Source organism: Christiangramia marina, from assembly GCF_048285865.1.
Lineage (GTDB): Bacteria > Bacteroidota > Bacteroidia > Flavobacteriales > Flavobacteriaceae > Christiangramia > Christiangramia marina.
The window spans coordinates 1,294,955-1,318,067 of record NZ_JBLVTK010000001.1; the positions used below are offsets into that span (position 1 = coordinate 1,294,955).

The following is a 23,113-nucleotide window of genomic DNA, read 5'->3' on the forward strand; positions in this document are numbered from 1 at the left end:
TTGCAAATGCTATTTTGAAGCTGAATAATGAATTGAAAAAGCCTTTGGATATTTATTTAATCAGGTATAGTGATACGCTTATTTCTTTATCGGACAGAACCAAGCTTGCAAAAGCTTTGAAAGCAGATTTGTTTATTTCGCTGCATTGCAATCATTCGGATAATCCAAATGCTAGAGGAATTGAGGTGTTTGTGGCAAACTCCAATTCACAATATTCAGAGGATGCCACTTGGTTGGCTTTTCAATCGCAAGCTGCACTTAATAAGGAATTAGGATTTGATAGTAGGGGGGTGAAGTTTGCGAATTTTCAGGTGTTGCGGGGAACTATAGATTATTGTCCTGCTGTTTTGATCGAATTGGGTTTCTTGTCCAATCACGATGAGGGCAACTTTATTTCAGAGAACAACAATATTGAACACATCGCACTATCGATATTATCATCTATTCAAAAATCAATAGAATTATGAAAGATATTTTTTTAGAGTTAACGAAGAGCTTGAAGGAGATTGTACTACAGTTTGTTGCAGAAGTGATTTTATTGTGTAAATCCTTTAAAAGCTAACTTACTTCCGCTTATCCCCAGCCTTCATATCGAAAGCAATCAAATTAAACAGCCCTCGCATATGACTACGCACACGGTTACCGTAGCGTTCTTCCAGTTCCTCGGCATTTAGGTTGGTAGTGGCGTGAGTTTTGATTTTTTGCTTTGTTTGGAGGTAAAGTTCATACCGCGATAAAAGTACTTCGCCCATCACATTCAGATCCTTACCGTAAAACCTTCCTAACGGTTCTACACCAAGATCGTCAAAACAGAAGAATTTCGTGTTTCCATAATCCTCGATAGTCTTAAAACCAAGATGGTTAAAACTGAACGTCACATTTCGGCAAGGGATCATTTCGTAAGGGCGTTGCAACGGTACTAAATGTCTTAAAAGTTTCATTAGGCTGGTTTTACCACAACCTACAGGACCAGAAAGTAGAATACCTTTGTCAATGTCAATCTCAAATTTTTCACAGTTGTCTTTGTCCTTGATGAAGTAGGAACAGAGCTTCAACAAAATATCCTTATCCTCATCGTAAATCCTGAACTTGTCGCCAAAGAGCAATTTGCCCTTGGCATTCAAGTAAATCAAGATTTTTGGGAAATCGTAGAGAACACTTTTACCATCAAATCTTCCGAGCGAATATTGCACGCCGCCTTCGGTTATTTTAGAGGGGTTGTCCATAATCTTTGGTTTTACTGGTTTTGAGATTGTCTCGATTTTGGGACGCTCCCGCTTTGTTTGGTGTGTTTTTTTTGTCAAACAATTCGGTCCTATCCATCCAGTTTTTGGCTAAGGCATGCCAATCCCTGATTGTTTTTCCATCGCTTGTTTTCCAATGGTTTGCTTCATAATGCGCAAAGAATTTTTTTCCTTCATCAGCATTAAAATATTTTTCAACAAAAAAATCTAAAACGGCCTGCCTGCCCTTTGGCTTTTTATTAATATTTACCTGTTTGTTATTGTTTATATTAGATACCAGTGCTTGTCCACTCACGGGACGGTGCGGGTACACAGCTTGTTCGTTGTTGGGATGGTGCTGGTACACTACTGGTTCTCGTGTGGGATGGTATCGTTCCGCAAGTTGTTCCAATTCGGGATCATACTGTCCTATATTCGGTTCATCAGTAGTCCCTATAATGGACATCTTGATTTTACTTCCTTTGTAAGGATTGTTGGACGGAAAATAGGAAAGATAATCCCACAAATCGAGGTCGGTCACGCACCGATGGTACGTCGATTTTGAACCGATCTTGGCCACACGCATCAAATCGCGACGGTTTACATAAAATTCATTGGCAAAGCGGCTGCTATTCCATTCTTGGAACAACGCCATATAAAGGCTGATATGGGTAGGGTTTAGGCGGTCATCAAAATGGAACTTCTCAAAAGCCGCATTAAGTTGCTTTATATAGTTCATAGCTTAAGAATTTAGACCGTGATGCACTCGGTTCCCATCCATCACTTTTTGAATTTCCTCGGTATCGTAATAGATAATTCCACCTACTTTTGTGTACGGCAATGTACCATTGATACGAAGGTTTTGCAAAGTGCCAGGGCTTACCTGAAGCAAATCCATAACCTCGGAAGATTTGAGGTATTTTTTGAGTTTCCCTTTGGATTGGCGGGTAAGTAATTCTCTAATGTCCTCGAGCAATTCCATTTTGAATTCTCGAAGGTCGTCTGTGGTAATAATACTTGTCGGCATAATAGAACGGTTTTAATGGAAAGGGACTATCTAGATTTATGCTTTTAATTGATAGTCCCTGACCTGATTTGACTTTCGTTCTACAAATTTGAATAGGTTTGTTGGATTTTTTTCCCCAGAACGACCGTACTACGGTCAAAATTTAACTTCTTGAAATTTGGTGCGTTTTGGTAAGTTTTGAAGGCGTTTTTGTAAGTCGACACCATCAAATTGAACTAAATTTTATGAAAAACAAATGCAGAATTCAATTACCGTAGGTCGACCGTACTACGGTCTTTTTTAAGAGAAAAATATGCTTCTTATTCTTCGCTCTTATCCATTTCAATGAGTAGTGATGTAGAGAGTTCGTCGAGAAAAAGCGTTCTACTGTTTTTCCTGTTTTTGATATCGTGATAAGTTTTGTAGATGTCCTTTGGCTCAATATTAAAAAGCTGTTGTAACTTTTTTGAAACTTGCATTATACCCTGATTTTCCTGTTTGCCCAATCCTTTCGCACACAATGCGTAAACCAGTTCCACGTAGTCTGTATTAGAAAAAGGCCAGTCCATCTTTTCAATTGGTTTAATGGTGGACAATTTCCCATTTAATCCTTTATGAACTTTATGCTTTTTTTCATCTAAATAGGTCACTAAAAAATCATACGCCTTGTATTTGCCCAAAAGCATATCTCTTGGGGTACAAAATTCTGGGTCTTGAAAATAGAATTTTGAGGTAGTGATATGAAATGTTTCCATAGAATCCCTCGTGTAATATTCCTCGTCAAAATGGGTAGCACCAGAATTAACGTATCGTCCAAAATCCATATTGTAGAGAAAAAAACGATTTACCTTGTTGATTTTCTTTTTGATGGATTTTAACTGAGAATGTTTATCCCCTTTAGGAAATTGAATTTCAAAAGAATGGATTTCTGAAAAGTAGATAAGTTTGATGAGAGGAATCTGTTTTATTTCTTTGAAGAATTCTATTTCTTCCTGGGTAGTTTTAAATTCATTATTGAGGATTTCTTTTTTGTAAGTAGTTAAAACTTTACGACACAGTTTTATAGAACGATATGCCCGTTCTAAAATATTTTCATATTGAAATTTTATTTCATCCAGATCCTGAAGTAGTTTTTTTGATAGTATTTGAGAATTCATAAGCAGGCAATTTTTGTTTGGAAACCATAGAAATGGGATTTAGTTGATGTCGTAGTCCTGCAAAATGTTATAAATGAAAGTCACAAGTCATAAAATTTGTGGCTCATTGGTGTATTTTAGGGAACTCTTACTAAAGTAACTTTACTTCCTAATTGTACAAGGAAAACGTACCGTATATAATTACGGAATAGTCCGTATTTTTCTACGGATTATTTGTGAGGCATTGCAAATAGTGGGTTCTGTATAGAGTTGAATTTGCTTACTTTTTCTTCCTGAATCGCTTTAAAAATTCACGCCTGTTTTTTACACCTGTCTTTTTGAAGATATTTGATGCGTGTTTTGAAACGGTACTTTCGGCAATGAATAAATCTTTGGCAATATTTCTATAGCTTAAATTACTTAAAATTGACAAAGCCACTTCAATTTCTCTTCTGGTTAAATCCTCATAGATAATCTTGCGCTCTACGGATTCGTCCCGTTGTTTTTTCTTCAAGGCAAAGACTTCATACATTCGATTATTGTTTTCGATGAAATACAAATACCTATCTGCTTCAATCGCAGTTATGGCAAAGAAAGCCAAGTTCATTACGGTAAATGTTATCCATTGGTAATCACCTATAACTGTGCAAATTGGTAATAAGGCAATACTCGCAACGCTTACCATTGAAAGCTTATTTCGTCTTAGTATAAAAGGATTTGGATTGCTGGGATTTGATATTCGACGGTAGAAAATAAATAGAAAAATAAACGCGATAACTGATATTGGTATGGTAAAAAGAAAGCGTGCTGAATTAAGAGAATTTGTCAGAAAATAGGGAATTAAAAATAGTATTACAAAACTCACGCTTGACAGTATAGCTAGGTTTTTTATAGATGAATTGAATTTTAGAACAACAATATCATATTCTTTATAAAGGTAATAAACGATATAGACACACAATGCGATGGCAACGCCATACGTGATAATGTACTGTAGAATAAATGGGCCTGGAAAGTTGTCAATTGGTAAGAAACCGCCAGTTGCATTATAAACAATAAATAGGATTCCGAGGTAGAGGAAACGCCTTAAACTACTTCGCGTTTTCTTTCTTGAAAAGTAGAGTGTAAACAATACTATGAATGTATCTATTAATAGATAGAAAAAGGTTGTCCAATGTATCGCTGTACCAAACATTTATTCTACTTCTCATTATGCTCAAATTTGTTGGTTTCTAAATTCTTGGAAACGTTGTTCCAATTAAAAATTTGTCCGTTCATAGCAATATAAACATCCGGTTTTAGAAGCTGTAATGAGCTAATTGCATACCCTAAATTAAACGGTGCATCTGTATCTGCAGATGAACCTAAAATGAAAGACCCAACCAAAATAATTGTCTTATTCAAATTGAGTTTTCCTATATATTTAGCGGTATCTTCCATTGTGAAAGTGCCGTGGGTAATCAGTATCTTAGTCGCATTAGCTTCCTTTATCTTGCTAACCAATAGTTTTCTGTCATCATTTGTTATGGCACGACTGTCTTTTTTAAAGACACTTTCGATTGTGTATTCAAAATCGATATTTGCTTTATTTAAAAAATCTTCAATCCCTACGTTGGATGAAGTAATGCCACCATCATCAAAATAGTCCAACCCTTCGATTGTACCACCAGTTGTGAGAATGTGAATCATAGATTTATACTTCTTATCACTTATAAAGATAAAGTTAATTTATTTGAAACTATTTTATTTGCTCAGTCAGAGTAAGACCTTTAAGAATCCTTCCACTTCATTTTCTGCAATCTAACGGCATTAAGAATAGCGAGTAAAGCAACGCCTACATCAGCAAAAACAGCTTCCCACATTGTTGCTAATCCACCAGCACCAAGAATTAGAACTATTACTTTTACACCGAAGGCCAAACCAATATTTTGCCATACGATATTTCGAGTTGAACGACCAATTTGAATCGCTCTTGCAATCTTACTCGGTTGGTCTGTCTGTATGATAACATCAGCAGTTTCAATAGCAACATCGCTTCCTAAACCACCCATCGCAATACCTACACCACTTGCGGCCAAAACTGGTGCATCATTGATGCCATCACCAATAAATGCTACTTTTGTATCAGGTTGTTTCTTCAGTTCTTCAACTTCGTTTAGCTTGTCTTCAGGTAACAGACCACCTTTTGCCCAATCGATATTTAACTCTTTTGCAACTTGTTGCGTAATAGAGTCCTTGTCGCCTGATAGCATTATAATCTTAGAAATTCCTGCATCCCTAATTTGTTTGATGGCTTGGTGCGCATCATCCTTTAGTTCATCTGCAATGGTTACGTAACCTGCAAATTTCTCATCAATGGACACCATAACAATTGATTCTACAATACCATCCGTTTCCGAAGGAACTTTTATGTTGTTTGAAGTCATCAAAGCTTTGTTGCCTACCAACACCGTCTTCCCATTAACTGTTCCCTTCAACCCCTTTCCGGCAACCTCTGAAACATTAGTCGCTTCAAACTCCGAACCGTCTGCTTTGTATTCGAGAATCGCTTTTGCAATAGGATGGGTAGATTGTTCTTCCATAGCCATCAGGTATTTCATAAACTCAGCTTCCTCAAATGTGATGGAATTAATTTCTTTGATTTTGAAAACCCCTTTGGTAACCGTTCCGGTTTTGTCCATTACGACCGTGTTCACTTTGGTCATTGCATCGAGAAAAGATGCACCTTTGAATAGAATACCGTTTCGGGATGCCGCACCCAATCCGCCAAAATAGCCCAAAGGAATAGAAATAACCAGCGCACACGGACACGAAATCACAAGGAATATCAATGCTCTATATAGCCAATCCCTAAACACATAATCATCTACAAAAAAGTAAGGCAATAATGTCAGGCCGATTGCCAAGAATACAACGATTGGTGTATAAATCCGCGCAAATTTTCTAATGAACAATTCGGTCTTTGATTTTCTGGCAGTTGCATTCTGAACCATATCCAGAATTCGTGCAATGGAACTGTCCTTAAATTCCTTGGTAGTCTCGATTTCGATTACGCCATCGAGGTTGATGCTTCCAGCAAAGACAGTATCGCCTTTAGCGATAGTATCAGGTTTGCTTTCGCCTGTCAAGGCAGCAGTATTAAAAGAGCCCTTTTCAGAAATTAAAATGCCATCAAGCGGAACTTTTTCGCCAACACGTACCTGAATCTTTTCGCCAATCTCAACGGTCTCGGGATTTACGGAAACAAAATCGTTCTCGCGATAAACCAAAGCTTCATTTGGTCTTACATCCAGTAAAGCTTTAATGTTTCTTTTGGCTCGGTTGACCGCTGCATTTTGAAATAGTTCGCCCACAGCATAAAATAGCATTACGGCCACGCCTTCGGGATATTCGCCAATGGCAAATGCCCCTAAAGTGGCAATCGACATTAAGAAAAATTCTGTGAAAAAATCGCCATTTTTAATACTATTCCAACCTTCCCTTATAACAGGAAAACCAACGGGTATATAGGCAACGGTGTACCAAACCACTCTGACCCAGCCTTCAAAAAAAGGAAAGGTGTCAAAGTAATCAACCGCAATTCCGATAATAAGCATTAGAAAGCTGAAAATTGCGGGCAGGTAAGTCCTAAAATTGGAAATATCTTCGGGACTACTATGGTTATGGCCATCGTTGTGACTGTGCTCGCCTTGGTGTTCTTTTGGTTCTAAGTCACGTAAGTTTACTTTTTTCTTTTTCATTATGTTGGTTTGTATTGGTTTAAAATGATACTTAAATCTTGTGGAAGATCCATCTTTTTTAGTGGTAGAACATTGGAACCCCCTGTATTTCCAGTTGGTATATGGTCGATAAACGATTTCCACCCACCCACAACTAAGCGAACAAGTTGACCTAAAACTTCTTTCACATTCTTTTGTCTGAATCCAAATTTGAGCATTAGCCAATGGGAATATGTATGCTCAAAAGGATAGGATTGACCAATTATGTGTGAGCGCTCAAGATGATTCCAAGCTTGAGACAAATTTCCTTTGAGTAATGACAAACGGTAAAACCGTAGTTCATTTTCATAATGTTCCTTTAAGCCATTTGGCATTACGGTATTGAATTTCATTTGTACAGATTTAAGAGGTAATCCAAGTTTTTGCCAGTTCCTTATCTTCTAAATCGAAATATTTCACTTCTGAGCTTGTGAAGAAGTCAGTTGCTTTTGTAGACCATTCCTGCCACTTCTTTTCGCCTACAAAAGCCATTTTTCTATAGTCTGAAATATGAGCGCTGTCCACTTTAATATCTTCCCAAAATCCCTTGAGTGTATAACCCTCAAGGTCTTCCATTTCAAAATAGAAATCTACTTTTTTCCCTTTTTTAATAATATTATGAATTAGTGGATGTATTTTTTCAACATCTTTTTTTAAAATCTTTCCGCTGATTTTCGCAGAAATTAAATTATCCTTTCCTGTATTTATTATCTGTATCATAGGTTTTTACATTTAAAAATTCGCACAAAATATACTGGAAATATTGGTGCAACGGAAGTGCATTTATTGTCCGCTACACTTCTCGCAAATTCCTTTAATGACCAAATTGGCATCCTCAGCTATATATCCATCGGGCAAGTTGATATGCGGAATTTTTTGTTCCGTTAAACAAACCGTTTCGTCACAGTTATTACAGTGAAAATGCAAGTGCAGATCTTGTTCAAGTTCACAGTTGCAACCCGGTTCACACAATGCATATTTTGAAATGTTGGAACCATCGTCTATCTGGTGTACGATACCTTTTTCCTCAAAAGTTTTTAGGGTACGATACAGAGTAGTCCTGTCCGCTTTCGCGAAAGCATTCTCAATATCTGTCAATCCTACGGCTACCTCTTTTTCGGCCATATACTTATAAATCAATATGCGCATTGCCGTAGGGCGAACCCCATTGTTATCTAATCTTTTTTCTATTTCTTTCATTGTTAATATTATTCTTGATGTTCTTTACTGTGGGTTTTTATTATTAATGACTATGTTCTGCTTCGCCCTTTTTCATTTCTGCCATAAGGTAGTAGGCATTATTAAAGGCATATTGTGTATCAGGCTCTTGTTCCTTTAAAAAATCTATGGCAATCCACTCGCCATCGTGAGTGCCTTTTGTGACTTCTACGGGCGTAAACTTCCAATCCTCGCCTTCCTTTTTTGCTGTAAACACAAATGACTTTTCGCCATCGGCCTCAATGGCGCTTTCAGGTATTGCCGTGGTCATTGTATTGTCAGTTTGAATCCGCCCTTGGATGTACATTCCTGGTATTAGATTGCCTTGCTTGTTCTCGATTTCTGCGTGTACGTGCAATGCTTTGGGATTTTCCTCAAAAGTTTTTCCCACAGAATAAATTTCTGCGGTCAGTTCTTGGCCCTGATTGGATTGTACATTGAACGTAACCATCTGCCCTTTTTTGACTTTATACACATCCTTTTCAAAGACCATCAAATCTGCGTGAACGTGGTGGGTGTCCACGACTTCCATAAGGTCGGTTTGCGGTTCTACGTACTGACCTGTTTTTACCTTTACTTTTTGAACGTATCCTTCTATGGGGCTACGCAAGGCCACACGCTGATAAATAGTTCCCTTTCTAACGCCAGAAGCGCTAACATTTAGTTGTTGCAGCTGCGCTTCCAGACCGTTGGCCATACTTCGGGATGCCTCATATTGAGCTTCTGCTTTTTGAAAATTAGCACCGCTGCCTACACCAGCGTCATATAAAGTCTTTTGTCTTTCAAATTCCTTCTTAAGATATTGGTTATTGCTATACGCATTCAGATAATCCGTCTGTTTTTGAATGATATTGGGATGGGATAAATAAGCGACCGTTTGCCCTTTGTTGACCTTATCGCCCTCGATGACCTCAATAGAAACCACATTGGCACCCACCACCGTAGTGATGGTCGCTTCGTTTTGTGGTATAACTTCCAGTTGACCATTTGCTTCCACATAACCGCTCATATTGCGCTGTGCAAGGGTGTCAACTTCCATTTGTAGGGCATCATATTGTTGTGCCGTAAGCATCACTTCTTCCGCTTCGCCTTCTGAGTGTGCTTCTTCCATTTCGGAATTTCCCTCATCGTTTTCGGCAGTCTCGGATTTAGAGTCGCCGCAAGCTGTTAGACCTAAGAGCATCGTAAATAATCCGATAACTGTATATTTAGATAGATTTTTCATTTGTTATTGTTTGAAATATTGTAGTTCGAAAACTGATTTTAAATAATTGTCGAGAGCGTCCAATGCATCCATTTCCGTCTGAATGGCATCCCGTATGATTTGCGTGAACGCTGCATAGTCCACCGCCCCTTCTTTATAGGCGAGCAATGCACCTTTACGTTGTTCTTCTGCAAGTGGTAAGGCTTTATCACTATAAAAAGCCCAAGAACTTTCCCATTTTTGATAAGCTTGTATTGCCTGCTGATATTCAGATTGTAATTGCCGTTTTGTGAAATCTGCATTTGCTCTCGCAATTTCGTTATCTATTTTAGAGGCTTTTGCTTGGCTACGCACCACGCCTGAAAAAAGAGGAATGGAAATACCTGCCTGATAACTATAAAACCCATTATTGCCGTTTACTCTTTGAAGTCCGCCCTGTAAGTTGAAATTGGGCATCAAATCGGAACGCGCTGCTTCATAGTTAGCTTCTGCTTCATTAATGCGCTTTAGCGAAAGTTGTAGTTCAGGATGTTTGCCGAAATCGGTGTCCATTCCCAATATGGCAACCTCACTACCTTCTAAAGTTTCAGGAACGGAATAATACGTGTCTGATACCAACCAAAGATTCAATTTTTGCAGGGCAATGGCATAATCACTTTCTACCTGTTGCAATTTGTTACTGATTTGCAAGGCTTGATTTGTGGCCGATGAATATTCCAGTCTTGAAATAGCTTCCACCTCAAAGTTGAGTTGAATGGCCTTTTCAAATTGTGAATAGATGGAATCCAGTTCACGGTACAATTCAAATTTCTGTCGTTGTTGATAAGCTTGCGACCAAGCCTTTTTAACTTCCCGTTCTACCTGAAGTTCAGAAAGCTCAAGAGCTGTTTCCGCTAAAGCGATACGCTGTTTTTGCAAACGCTTTTTAGCACCTATACCGAATAGGTTGATATTCTGCTGTCCTAAACCAACCAAAGTGTAAATACCCTGACTATCCGAAATTTCCTCGCCACCCGTAAACACTTGAGTATTTCCAAAATCGTAAGCTGTACCCTTTTGCACAGTTTGTCTTTGAATTTCCAACTGTTTCGTTTTCAAGAGCGGATAGTTTTTCTTAGAAACTTCTACCGCTTTTTCCAATGATATAACTGGCAGGGAATTATTCTGAGGAACTTCTTGTGCCTTAGCGAAAGTAGATGTAAACAGTAAACAGACTACCGCAGTTGCAGTAACGAATTTTGGATTGACCTTCATCTTATGTTCCGAGCGTTTCTCGACCCATTGATAAAAAATAGGAAGAATAAAAAGTGTCAAGAGCGTCGAAGTTAGCAATCCACCAATGACAACGGTAGCTAATGGTCGCTGTACTTCAGCCCCAGCCGATGCTGAAATGGCCATTGGAAGAAACCCTAATATATCGGTCAAGGCCGTTAGCATAATAGGACGAATTCTACGTTTAGTACCTTCTATAATTCGCTGTCTTAAGTCGGTAACGCCTTCTTCTTTCAGCTCGTTTAGTCCACTTATCATTACCAATCCATTAAGTACCGCTACCCCAAAAAGTACAATAAAACCTACCCCTGCGGAAATGCTAAAAGGCATATCCCGAAGCCATAGGGCGAACACACCACCTATGGTCGCCATTGGTATGGCCAGATAAATCATCAAGGTCTGCGGAAAGGATTTTAGCGCGAAATAAATCAAGATAAAAATTAGTATTAAGGCAATGGGGACAACCGTTTGCAACCGATTACTGGCACGTTCAAGATTCTCGAATGCACCGCCATAGCGAATATAATATCCTGGGGGCAGGTCGAGTTGAGCGTCCAACTTTGCCTGAATTTCTTCGACAACAGATTTAACATCACGGTCACGTATATTAATGCCTACGTATGTTCTACGATTTGTATTGTCACGGCTTATTTGCATTGGACCGGGTTCGTAGCTCACATCTGCAATTTCCCGTAGCGGGATTTGCGAACCGTTCGGAAGATTTATGAACAGGTTTTGGATATCTGCAATACTTTCCCGATTTTCTTTTTGTAGGCGAACGACCAAATCGAACCGCTTTTCGCCCTCGAAAATAACACCTGCTTTTCCACCTGCAAACGCTGCTTGTAACACACTATTAAGCTGGTTAATTTCCAGTCCGTATTGCGCGAGCTTGTTACGATTATAGTTAACCGTAATTTGCGGAAGGCCATCGGTTGCCTCTACTTTCATATCTGCAACACCAGGAACGGTCGCAATAATTTTGCCCATTTCCTCAGCCTTACTTGCGAGAACATCCAAATCTTCCCCGAATAACTTAATAGCGACATCTTCACGAACGCCAGTAAGCAGTTCGTTGAATCGCATTTCTATTGGTTGCGTAAACTCAAAATTGACACCCGGAACGATACTAATGGCATCCTTCATTTTTTCCAACAGTTCATCCTTGCTCTCAGCGGATGTCCATTCATCGCTTGGTTTAAGGATAACGAATACATCGGCAATATCCATCGGCATCGGGTCGGTAGGCACATCTGCCACACCGATACGGCTAATGATAGTTTCTACTTCTGGAAATTCTGCTTTTACGATACGCTCGATTTTTGTCGTGGTCTCAATGGTTTCGGTAAGAGAACTACCGGGCTTTAAAATGGCGTGGAAAGCAATATCGCCTTCGTCCAATTGTGGTATGAACTCGCCGCCCATTCTGGTAAAAGCAAAAATGGCAACTACAAAAAGTGCAACGGCAATACCTATAATCACTTTCCCTTTAACGAGTGATTTAGTAAGTAACGGCTCATACTTTCGCCCTATCCAAAGGAGGAACTTATCGCCATAAGACTGTTTTTCTGATTTTGGTGGTCTTAGGAAAAGAGCAGAAATCATAGGCACGTAGGTCAGACAAAGTAACATTGCCCCAATCATCGCAAAGATGAAGGTCAGCGCCATAGGCTGGAACATCTTGCCCTCGACACCTTCGAGAGCCAGAATAGGAAGAAAGACAATAAGAATGATGAGCTGACCAAAGAAGGCAGCGTTCATCATTTTTTTGGATGACTTTGCAGCGATTTCATCTCGTGTTTCAGAACTTACAGCCTTTTTTTTCAATACATATGAGTACATTAAGAAAACGGTACTTTCCACGATGATAACCGCACCATCCACGATGATACCAAAATCGATAGCCCCCAAACTCATTAGGTTAGCCCATACGTCAAATACGTACATCAAGATAAAAGCGAACAATAAGGAAAGGGGAATGGTAGATGCAACGATTAAACCGCCACGCCAATTACCCAAAAGCAATACCAAGACAAAAATTACAATAAGACCACCTTCCAAAAGGTTTCCGGTTACTGTTCCCGTGGTTTCCGCAATCAATTCGCTACGGTCAAGGAAGGGTTTAATGCTTACCCCGTCTGGAAGGGATTGCTGAATCTGTTTCATCCTTTGGGTAACATTTTTAATTACTTCGTTGGAATTAGCCCCTTTCAGCATCAAAATCATTCCGCCCACGGCTTCGCCCATTCCATCTTTTGTCAGCGCACCATATCGCACGGCACTTCCCATTGTGACATCCCCTACATCCTTTATTTTAATGGGAATGCCGTTGACCGTTTTGACAACCGTATTTTCAATATCCGAAACGGTTCTCGCCAAACCTTCGCCACGTATGAAATTGGCTTGATGGTTACGCTCGATATAAGCACCGCCTGTATTCTGGTTGTTATTTTCCAAAGCGGAAAACACATCCGAAATCGTGATACCAATGGCACGAAGTTCGTCAGGGTCAACTGATACTTCGTACTGCTTTTTATTTCCACCAAAGGCATTTACTTCGACCACCCCAGTTACCATAGCCATCTGTCTACGAACAATCCAGTCTTGAATCGTTCGCAGTTCTGTGGCAGAATATTCGCCTTGGTGCTCTTCATCAACTTCAAGGGTGTATTGATAGATTTCGCCCAATCCTGTTGAGATAGGTCCCATAGAAGGTTTGCCAAACCCCATTGGTATTTGTTCCTGTACTTCTGTAAGCTTTTCGGCAACGAGCTGTCTGGGCAGATACGTTCCTACATCATCGTCAAATACAATGGTTACAACAGAAAGCCCAAAACGAGAAATCGAACGGATTTCTTTAACGTTGGGCAGATTGCTCATAGCCACTTCGACGGGATAGGTTACAAATTGCTCAATATCTTCTGTACCCAGATTGGGCGATTGCGTAATTACTTGTACTTGATTATTTGTAATATCAGGTACGGCATCAATGGGAACTTGAGTCATACTATAAATACCAGCACCTATTAATGCAAGTGTAAGTAGCCCAATAATAAATTTGTTATTGATTGAAAAATCAATGATTTTGTTAATCATAGATAGAGTATTAATTCAGTTTAAATTCTCTTTAGATACATTGAAAAAAATGAAATGCACGATTTTGACGAATCTAAAAACATAGACACGTCAGAACAGGATATAGTTATCCTATGAAAACTGAATTATACCCGAGGGGGTTGTAAAAGGGAATGTGGAATATCTTTGCCAAGGTCGTCAAAATGGGCAAAATATTGATGTGGAATTGCGGGCTGTAAGGGTTCAAAAGCAACAAGCCCAAAATTTATCGTGTGAACGTGGCAGCAATGACATTGGCAGAATGGCGAGCATAACTCACAGTCTTGGTCGTGATCGCCATCAAAGTCAATTACCGTAACAACTTGGGAATCATCCTCGCTATAATTCATATCATTGCAAGGCACAGCATTAAGTGCCAAGAAATAAAGCGAAAGTATGATTGCTATAAATTTCACAATGCAAAGATAACAGAATTTTTTTGCAACTGTGTTGCAAATGATTATTACATTGATTTAATAACACTACCGCAGGTCAACATCGCATCGCCATAATAAGGGTTCTTTATTTCTTCTTCAGTACTTAACCATACTGCGCCCTTATTGTTGTTTGCCATTGGGCATTTTTGGACATAGTAATTTGTTGAGTTTTCTATGTTCATAGCAATAGGCACGATATTCTCATTAAGTATCACAAAATGTGTTCGCTGGTTTTCTAGATTTTCATTGGTTGCAATGGCATCCAGCATCTCGATACTTTTGGTAAGATGTTGCTTTTCCATTTTGCCTAAATCCGATGTAGAAATTTCCTTTAATTTTTTTGATGTCGCTTTCGCGAAAGCGGAAATCTGACCAGCATCGCTTGCTACAAGAGCATCTTTCATTTTAAGATATGATGGTAATGCTTTATTGAATTCAGTACTAAAGCTATTACTGAAACTCATTTCCATATCGCCCATCATAGCTGATTCATCCTGCATCATTTGCTGATTCATCATTGATTTTTTACCTTGTAATTGAGCTGCAGCATCTACTGTAAACGTTCCATTAGTTACTATTTCATCGCCATTATTCAGTCCAGCCGATACTTGGTAATTTTCGCCAGAGCGATTGCCCAAGGTTACTTCACGCATTTCAAAAACAGGTTCGTTAGGATTGGTTTTTAAATATACCAATGAACGCTCGCCCGTCCACAGTACAGCACTTGCGGGAACAGAAAGGGTGTTTTCCATAGTTTGGGTTGCACCTTTTACCTTACCTGTCACAAACATTCCTGGCTTAAATAGGTCGTCTCGATTTTGTAAGGTTGCACGCACCGTTACTGTACGTGTGGCATTGTTAAGCATAGGGTCGATGAAAGAGATAGTTCCTTCAAATTCCTTATTGGGATAGGCATTGGTCGTAATGTTGATTTTTTGTCCAACCTTAAATTGTGCAATCTGATTTTCGTATGCATCAAATTCTGCCCAAACCGAATTAAGATTGCTCAACTTCACAATAGGCTGTCCTTGATTAACATAATCGCCTTGTGCTGCCATTACTTCTGAAACCGTTCCTGAAACAGTTGCATAAATAGGGAAGTTTTCTCGCACCGTTCCACTTTCTTCTATGGCATTGATTTGTGAGTCCGAAAGTTTCCAGTTTTTGAGTTTATTGCGCACCGCTTTATATAACGCTGGTTGCGATGCTTTCAGCGATGCAGCTGTAATTAATTCCTGCTGCGCCGCGACAAGGTCTGGCGCGTAAATGGTTGCCAGTAACTGACCACGGTTTACTTGCTGACCGTCATAATTAACATTAAGTCGCTCAATCCTTCCCTTAAAATAACTGGCTTGCACGGTATTATTTTCTTCGTTTGCAGCTATTTTCCCCGAAAGGGATATCATACCATCATCATCGCTAGATTGTGTATTACCTACGATAGTGGTCTGGATATTTGCCAGCGCCATTGCGTTTTCGGTCATTTTAATCTCGTTTATTGCGAGTCCTTCAGCACTCGATTCGGCAGGAATTAAGTCCATTCCACATATAGGGCAATCGCCAGCTTCGGGTTGCATTATCTGTGGGTGCATTGAACACGTCCACATTTGGTCTTCGGTTTCGCCAGAGTGGTCGTGGTCTGACATTTCAGACATATCCTTATTTGAATCACTTGACCCATTTCCAAAAATGAGCCAGCCTGCGCCCAAACCTACGATTACGGCTATTGCTATATATAAAATGTTCTTATTCATAATCTTATTTTTCGTTTTCTAAACGTTCAATCATCGCCTTCATTTCGGCAATTTCCTTACGTTGAGCTTTGATGATATCTTCAGCCAATTTTTTGACTTCTGGGTCTTTAATGTCGGCACGTTCACTTGTTAATATTGCTATAGAATGGTGTGGTATCATTGCTTTCATCCAGAGTACATCGCCCACGGTTGACTTTTGGTCGCGTACCAGCCCTAATGCACCTACAAATAGAACGATGCTGCCCAAGACTATAGCTATGTTTTTCTTTTTATTTTGATACATACCACGCATTGCAACAAACATTATGATGGCCATAGCTGCGATACCAAGGCAGACCATATAGAAACGCGTAAGGCTGAACCAAACGTGGTCCCATTCATAGGTATTTAAATACATCGTGATATACATTGCTATAAAAGAGCAAGCCAGCATCGCTACAAAGCGCGTATAATGATTTTTTGATTTTCCTGAATTTGTGTGTTCGTTTGCATTCATAATTTTTGGTTTTATAATTAGTTATTAAATTGACTTTGTTCGCAGTCTAAGTGCATTGGCAATTACTGATACTGAGCTGAAGCTCATTGCCAAAGCCGCAATCATTGGCGATAAGAGTATTCCGAAAAAGGGGTACAGCAGTCCTGCCGCAATCGGTATTCCTAATGTGTTATAAATAAGTGCAAAAAAGAGGTTTTGCTTAATATTGCGCATTACTACGTGACTAAGATTACGTGCCTTTACAATACCGTGCAAATCCCCCTTAACTAAGGTAATGGCAGCACTCTCGATAGCAACATCCGTTCCCGTGCCCATTGCGATACCTACATCGCTTTTAGCCAATGCAGGTGCGTCATTAATACCATCACCTGCCATTGCAACCACTTTACCTTGCTCTTGTAATTTCTCGACTTCCTTAAGCTTGTCTTCGGGTAGCATACTTGCTTGAAAATCTGCAAGGTTCAGTTCATCTGCAACAGCTTTTGCGGTGTCGTGATTATCACCCGTAAGCATAATGACTGCAATTCCCTTATCCTGCAAATCCTTGATAGCTTTTGCGCTCGTTTCCTTGATTTTATCGCCTATGACCACGTAACCAGAAACTTTACCATCAATGGCTAGATAGGAAACTGTCTTACCTTGCTTTTGATAGGATTGCGCTTCGTTTTCCATCACTTCGGTAAGCGTGGCATTCGCCTGTTCCATCATTTTGGCATTTCCTAAAGCCACTTCTTTTCCGTTCACTTTCCCTTCAACACCTTTTCCAGTAACCGCACTAAAACTATCAGCTTTTAAAAATTCTGCGCTTTGTTCTTTTCCATATTTTACCGTTGCTTCCGCCAAAGGATGTTCACTTTGGCTATTAAGGGATACAATGTATTGTAGCACTTCGCTTTCGCGAAAGCTTTCATCAAAAGAACCCACTTTTTCAACTGTAGGTTTTCCTTCGGTAATAGTTCCAGTTTTATCCACGATTAAGGTATCAACCTTATCCATTTTTTCAAGTGCTTCGGCATTTTTGATGAGCACACCATTTTGTGCGCCTTTGCCGACACCCACCATTACAGACATTGGTGTAGCAAGTCCCAAAGCACACGGACAGGCGATAATCAATACGGCAATTGCATTGACCAAGGCATAAACATAGGCTGGTTCTGGCCCCCAAATTGCCCAAACACCGAATGTTACGGCAGCGATTATAACGACGACAGGCACGAAATATCCCGAAACCGTATCTGCTAATTTCTGTATTGGCGCACGGCTACGACTGGCATCATTGACCATCTGTATAATCTGTGAGAGTAGCGTATCAGAGCCTACCTTTTCGGCTTTCATCAAAAAGGATTGGTTACCATTGATTGTTCCGCTACTTACTTTATCATCTACTGATTTGTTTACGGGAATAGGTTCGCCCGTAATCATCGATTCGTCGATGGAAGTTTCACCTTCGGTTATTACACCATCCACAGGAATTTTATCGCCAGGCTTTACACGCAAAATATCATTTAATTCAATTTTATCGATGGCTACTTCCTGCTCTTCACCATTTACGACCTTAATAGCTTTGTTAGGTGCTAATTTTAAAAGTTCCTTGACCGCTGAATTAGTCTTGCTATGCGCACGAGCTTCAAGCATTTGACCAAGTAGTACCAAAGTTAGAATGACTGTTGCCGCTTCAAAATAAACGTGAACCGTTCCCGCTTCGGTCTTAAATTGGTCAGGAAAAAAGTCGGGAACGAGCATCCCGAATACACTAAAAAGCCAAGCTACACCTGCACCAATGCCGATGAGCGTAAACATATTAAGGTTCCACGTTATTATACTGCGATAGGCACGTTCAAAGAACATCCAAGTGGCATAGAAAACCACAGGAATGGAAAGTGCAAACTGAATCCAGTTCCAGTATTTTAGCTCTAAAACATCATACAAAGGATTTTTAGGAATCATCTCGCTCATTGCAATTATAAAAATGGGCAATGTAAAGGCTACGGCAATCCAAAATTTCTTCAGTAGTTTTTTATAGCTCTTTTCCTCTGCGGACAAATCAGGTTCCATCGGTACTAAATCCATACCGCATATAGGGCAACTACCAGACTCGTCCTTTATGACTTCTGGGTGCATAGGACACGTCCATTGTTCTGATGTGGTTGCAGAAAGATTAACTTCTTCAACCAAATCCATTCCGCAAACAGGACAATCGCCAGGCTTATCGTAAGTCTTGTCGCCTTCACAATGCATCGGGCAATAGAATGTTCCTGTACCTTTTTCTTTGGGTTTCTCAACTTTCTTCTTATCGTTGATGTGATGATGTTCCCCATTTTTATGGATGCTATACCGTCCACCATCAGCTTTCAGCGCTTCTTGAAATTTATCGATGGCAATATGAGATTCCATTTCTATGGTCGCTTCGGCCTTTTCGAGATTGACAACCGCATTAGTTACACCTTCGACTTTTGAAAGTGTCTGCTCTACGTGATTTCGGCAACCGTTACAGGTCATCCCTTGTATGTGATATGTATGTTTCATTTTTTATTCAATAATATGCCTGATACCAAAAGGTTCTTACTAACCAACCATCAATGAAAAATCACTTTCCCGTATCAGGACTTAATCTTTTTGTAGGCTTTCCATATAGCCTATAATTTCTTTTACAGCGGTACTATCTAATCGTGCACCACCGTGGATGAGTGTGTAACTGACCAGAGGCATTTCGCCACTTTCTATCTGCTTTATAATGGAACGCAGCTTGCTGTTCTTCCTACGACTGGAATAGGTGTCCCATTCATTAAAGTTTAGTTCATCCTTTCCTTCCTTGATGTGGTCTTCCAGAAACCAAGCGGCAGGCTGTATCTTGCTGTACGACGGATAATCTGTATTGTTGCTATGGCAATCATAGCAGGAAACCTGCAACTGATTTTTAATCGTTGCAGGTACTTTATTCACTAACATAAAATCACTTTGTGGTATGGTATCGCTCTCGTTCAGGGTTACTGGAAAGAACTGAATCACTACCAATGCCACAAGGGCAATCCACGCTATGATTTTAAGAAACTTCAATTAGTTGATTTCTCGTTGAACCTTTCCGCATCTCAACATTTGGCTTCCGTAATAAGGATTCAACACGTTTTCTTCTTTGCTCAACCACGCAGTTCCACCATCATACATAGGGCAAAATTGCTCGTATAGTTTCGCTTGTGTACCTGTGATGGCAACCATATCGGTTACATCCTTACTTAATATCTTAAAATGCTCACGCTGGTGCTTAATATCACTTTCTGAAATATGCTCTGCGTGTTCTGTGGCATCTTCGATAATGTCATTTAATTCTGATTTTTCATTATCAGAATAGTTTGAAGCATCAAAGGATTTAAGAGATTGAGCCAATGCATTTCCCAATTCTTTCGCCTTGCCATTATCATCGTCTACAAGCGCATCTTTTAAGTTGAAATAGTCATTTAGGATTGCTTCTGCTTTTGCATCTTGGTTGTCACTCATCGCCATATCGTCTTTGTCATCCATAGACTCTTGGTGCATCTCGTTACTCATAGGTGCAGCCGGTTCGTTCTTGTTTCCATCTTTGCAGGAAACCGTTAGTACCATTGTCACAGCAAGTGCCATTGTTCCTATCGTTCTTGTTACTGTTTTCATATATTTTGGTTTTAAGGGTTATTTTTTAGAATAATAGATTCCCATTTCGTTAAAAATGGGAATCTGTTGTTTTGATTATGCCAAATAGGCTTCACACGCATCAGCACATTTTTTACAGGCTTCTGCACAATCTTTACAATGCTGGTGGTCGTGATTGCCACATTCATCGGCACATTGCTTACATATTTCGTGGCATTTTTCTACCATCGCTTTCGCGAAAGCGGAATCCATAGCCAGCAATTTTACCGTCGTGCTACATACTTCGGCACAGGCTCTATCCGTGCGAATGCAGTCAACCATCATCTTGATGTTGTCTTCATTTAGACAAGCATCTGAGCAGTAATTGCAATGTGTGATACAGTTGTTTAAAGCTTCAATCAATTTTGAATTTTTCATAGTTTATAGTTTTTATTAATATTCAGTTTTAATTTTTAAAATCTTAATGACAGTCCGCCACCAGGCCCAAAGCGGTTGTCATAACTTCCCATTAATGAGAAGTTTCTACTTAGCACATATTCCAGTCCAACTTGCCACGTGGTTTCTTCTTCAAAGTCCTGACCTTCGGGCAACTTGCCGTCCCAGCCAAAATCCATCTGGTATTCATACTCGCCATAAATCCCCAATCGTGGGAAAATCATAAAACCAGTACTGAAACTTACCTGTGGTCGCAGTTTGCTATCTATTCTGAAATCTGAATTAATGAGCAATGGCATTAACCAACGGACACCAGCAATGGCGGTCGTGTTTATTTCTTCAAGGCTGTCTTCGCCTTCATTCTCTACGTTTACACCACCAAATACACGGAAGTAATCATTGAGATAGCGCTCATATGTGAACTCTGCTTCAAGATTTTTGTTCCAGCCATATTCGCCCCTAAAGGCAAATTGATTTCTAATGTTTGTTGCGGTAGCGTATAGCTCGGTCATATGACTCGCAGCCGTGATTTCGCCCCAAGTAAATATGTGGTCTGCTTCATTGGTAAGGTTGGTAAGTGGATAATCATTTAGACGCTGGTCACGAGGTGTATCGTAACTAAAAACCCTTGCCATACCGCTCATCATATGATAAAGGATGTGACAATGGAAAAACCAATCACCGGTTTCGTCAGCAGCAAACTCAAATACAACTTTCTGCATTGGCGCCACGTTTACTGTATGCTTTAGTGGCGAATACTCGCCGTTCTCATTCAATACTCTAAAGAAGTGACCGTGTAAGTGCATTGGGTGGTGCATCATCGTGAGATTATTGAGAGTAACACGCACGACTTCGCCTTGTTTAATTTTAATCTTATCGGTTTCTGAAAGAGGAACACCGTTGATAGACCAGACGTAACGGTTCATATTTCCAGTAAGATTGAATAGCATTTCCTTTACGGGTTTATCGTTTTCAAATACGGTCTTTTCAGGCGACCGTAAATAGTTGTAATTGAACTCTGGATTACCCCCCGTTTTCATATTATCACCTACTACTTTATCCTTTGGCACCATATAGCCCATCTTCATTCCGTCCATTTTCATATCACCATCCATATCCATATTTGCCTTTCCTTTCTTCATCTTCATTTCGGTCTTGGACATCTTCATTTTGTCGTCCTTCATATCCATTTTAGAATGGTCCATTTTATTGTGAGCCATTTTGGTAGAATCCATCGCCATTCCATCCATTTCCATCTTTTCATCTTTCATAGACATACCATCCATTTGCATACCGCCCATTTCCATTTTATACTTTTCCATTACTTGAATGGAATCGTTTTTTGATGGGTTGAATTTTGAAGCAGGTGCGCCCATTTTCATTCCCATAGACATCATTTGCTTCATATTCTTAATAAGATTGGGCTCTGGAACTACAGGTGCTTCCAATACATTTCCAGTACCTATAAACGCCGAAGCTTCGCCAGAACCATCCTGTGCCGTAGCGCGCACTTGCAGTTTTCCATTTTCTGGAATCGTCACTATAAAATCGTAGGTTTCAGCAACACCTATCAAGGTTTTGTTATGCGGTACTGGAACGACATCCAGCCCATCGGCAGATACGAGCATCGGATCTTCATCACCAAATGTGAGCCAGAAATAGGAAGCTGCGGCTGCGTTTACAAATCGAAGTCTCACACGTTCGCCAGTCTGAAAATCTGGGTAATCCTGTGAAGCACTACCATTGATAAAAAATTTGTCAAAATAATTATCTGAAATTGCCATATCAGGCATACGCTGCCACGCCATCTTTAACTTGGCACCTACCGCACCTTGTGCAATTAATTTATCAAGACTTTGAACCTGTCCTTTTTTAATCAAGTACCATTCGTTACCACGTTTTAGATTTTTAAGTTGGGATTGAGGACTTTCATCTATCCAATCTGATAGTACAAACACTAAATCTTTATCGTATTCTAAATCAGTTTCTTTTGGGTTAATTTGGATGGAACCATATGCACCACGTTGCTCTTGCAGACCAGTATGCGAGTGATACCAATACGTTCCAGATTGTTTTAATGCAAATTTGTACTGTTGGGTTTCGCCGGGATTAATAGGTGGCGTTGTTAGGTATGGAACACCATCATAGAAATTTGGTAGAATTAAACCGTGCCAATGAACAGATGTTTCCACATCCATATTATTTGTCACATTTATAATGGCAAACTCGCCTTCATTGAACTCAAGATTGGGTCCAGGTATGCCACCATTAATGGTCATCGCCTGAACATCCTTACCCGTAAAGTTTACGGTTTTATAATCTATGGTTAAGTCATAAACACGTTCTGGCCAATTATCAACATTTTCTTCGGTCTCGTTCGCTACCAATTGAGCTTTTGCACCAAAAGCGATGAGCATCGTTAGAAGTAATGTG

At 39.7% G+C, this 23,113-nt stretch carries 21 protein-coding genes; 1 reads left to right on the forward strand and 20 read right to left on the reverse strand.

Features of this window, described 5'->3' with window-relative positions; genetic code table 11:
- Nucleotides 1-467, forward strand: a 467-nt coding sequence (locus ACNKXS_RS06040) for an N-acetylmuramoyl-L-alanine amidase family protein (RefSeq protein WP_417920055.1), incomplete at its 5' end; no start/stop codon positions are given.
- Between the two features lie 96 nt (nt 468-563).
- On the opposite strand, the gene ACNKXS_RS06045 is transcribed toward ACNKXS_RS06040, so the two are convergent.
- From ACNKXS_RS06045 to ACNKXS_RS06140, 20 genes are all read right to left on the reverse strand, one after another.
- The gene (locus tag ACNKXS_RS06045) at nt 564-1,226 is read right to left on the reverse strand and encodes an ATPase (protein WP_417920056.1); all 663 of its coding nucleotides are present in this window, start codon (nt 1,224-1,226) and stop codon (nt 564-566) included.
- The gene (locus ACNKXS_RS06050) at nt 1,210-1,962 is read right to left on the reverse strand and encodes a hypothetical protein (protein ID WP_141876695.1); all 753 of its coding nucleotides are present in this window, start codon (nt 1,960-1,962) and stop codon (nt 1,210-1,212) included. The genes ACNKXS_RS06045 and ACNKXS_RS06050 overlap by 17 nt, the downstream gene beginning before the upstream one ends.
- A gap of 3 nt (nt 1,963-1,965) precedes the next feature.
- Nucleotides 1,966-2,250, reverse strand: a complete 285-nt coding sequence (locus ACNKXS_RS06055) for a helix-turn-helix domain-containing protein (RefSeq protein ID WP_026914596.1) — start codon at nt 2,248-2,250, stop codon at nt 1,966-1,968.
- Nucleotides 2,251-2,549: 299 nt separating this feature from the next.
- Nucleotides 2,550-3,386 carry an RteC domain-containing protein gene (locus ACNKXS_RS06060; RefSeq protein ID WP_417920057.1) on the reverse strand — a complete coding sequence of 279 codons (837 nt, stop codon included), beginning with the start codon at nt 3,384-3,386 and terminating at the stop codon, nt 2,550-2,552.
- A gap of 259 nt (nt 3,387-3,645) precedes the next feature.
- Nucleotides 3,646-4,050 (reverse strand): helix-turn-helix domain-containing protein, encoded by a 405-nt coding sequence (locus tag ACNKXS_RS06065; protein ID WP_228027938.1) that lies wholly within the window; start codon nt 4,048-4,050, stop codon nt 3,646-3,648.
- A 515-nt stretch (nt 4,051-4,565) separates the two neighbouring features.
- Nucleotides 4,566-5,054 (reverse strand): asparaginase domain-containing protein, encoded by a 489-nt coding sequence (locus tag ACNKXS_RS06070; RefSeq protein ID WP_417920058.1) that lies wholly within the window; start codon nt 5,052-5,054, stop codon nt 4,566-4,568.
- Between the two features lie 80 nt (nt 5,055-5,134).
- Nucleotides 5,135-7,105, reverse strand: coding sequence for a heavy metal translocating P-type ATPase (locus tag ACNKXS_RS06075; RefSeq protein WP_417920059.1), 1,971 nt, complete (start codon nt 7,103-7,105; stop codon nt 5,135-5,137).
- Nucleotides 7,105-7,476, reverse strand: coding sequence for a DUF3703 domain-containing protein (locus ACNKXS_RS06080; protein WP_141876700.1), 372 nt, complete (start codon nt 7,474-7,476; stop codon nt 7,105-7,107). The genes ACNKXS_RS06075 and ACNKXS_RS06080 overlap by 1 nt, the downstream gene beginning before the upstream one ends.
- Nucleotides 7,477-7,486: 10 nt before the next feature.
- Nucleotides 7,487-7,843: a SpoIIAA family protein gene (locus ACNKXS_RS06085; protein WP_417920060.1), complete on the reverse strand. Its 357-nt coding sequence runs from the start codon at nt 7,841-7,843 to the stop codon at nt 7,487-7,489.
- A gap of 63 nt (nt 7,844-7,906) precedes the next feature.
- Nucleotides 7,907-8,323, reverse strand: a complete 417-nt coding sequence (locus tag ACNKXS_RS06090) for a Fur family transcriptional regulator (protein ID WP_417920061.1) — start codon at nt 8,321-8,323, stop codon at nt 7,907-7,909.
- 43 nt (nt 8,324-8,366) lie between these two features.
- Entirely contained in the window at nt 8,367-9,566 is a 1,200-nt protein-coding gene (locus ACNKXS_RS06095) for an efflux RND transporter periplasmic adaptor subunit (RefSeq protein ID WP_417920062.1), read from the reverse strand.
- 3 nt (nt 9,567-9,569) lie between these two features.
- Nucleotides 9,570-13,913, reverse strand: coding sequence for a CusA/CzcA family heavy metal efflux RND transporter (locus ACNKXS_RS06100; protein ID WP_417920063.1), 4,344 nt, complete (start codon nt 13,911-13,913; stop codon nt 9,570-9,572).
- Between the two features lie 125 nt (nt 13,914-14,038).
- A complete protein-coding gene (locus ACNKXS_RS06105; RefSeq protein ID WP_417920064.1) occupies nt 14,039-14,347 on the reverse strand; it encodes a DUF6660 family protein in 309 nt (102 codons plus the stop codon).
- 47 nt (nt 14,348-14,394) lie between these two features.
- On the reverse strand, nt 14,395-16,122 hold the full coding sequence (locus ACNKXS_RS06110) for an efflux RND transporter periplasmic adaptor subunit (RefSeq protein ID WP_417920065.1): 1,728 nt from the start codon (nt 16,120-16,122) through the stop codon (nt 14,395-14,397).
- 4 nt (nt 16,123-16,126) lie between these two features.
- Nucleotides 16,127-16,618, reverse strand: a complete 492-nt coding sequence (locus tag ACNKXS_RS06115) for a DUF305 domain-containing protein (RefSeq protein ID WP_141876706.1) — start codon at nt 16,616-16,618, stop codon at nt 16,127-16,129.
- A gap of 24 nt (nt 16,619-16,642) precedes the next feature.
- On the reverse strand, nt 16,643-19,144 hold the full coding sequence (locus ACNKXS_RS06120) for a heavy metal translocating P-type ATPase (RefSeq protein WP_417920066.1): 2,502 nt from the start codon (nt 19,142-19,144) through the stop codon (nt 16,643-16,645).
- Nucleotides 19,145-19,225: 81 nt separating this feature from the next.
- A complete protein-coding gene (locus tag ACNKXS_RS06125) occupies nt 19,226-19,675 on the reverse strand; it encodes a heme-binding domain-containing protein (RefSeq protein WP_141876708.1) in 450 nt (149 codons plus the stop codon).
- Complete coding sequence (locus tag ACNKXS_RS06130; protein WP_417920067.1) at nt 19,676-20,266, reverse strand: DUF3347 domain-containing protein; 591 nt, start codon at nt 20,264-20,266, stop codon at nt 19,676-19,678.
- Between the two features lie 75 nt (nt 20,267-20,341).
- Nucleotides 20,342-20,662, reverse strand: a complete 321-nt coding sequence (locus tag ACNKXS_RS06135; RefSeq protein WP_298350576.1) for a four-helix bundle copper-binding protein — start codon at nt 20,660-20,662, stop codon at nt 20,342-20,344.
- Between the two features lie 35 nt (nt 20,663-20,697).
- The coding region (locus ACNKXS_RS06140; protein ID WP_417920068.1) for a multicopper oxidase domain-containing protein at nt 20,698-23,113 on the reverse strand (2,416 nt) is incomplete at its 5' end.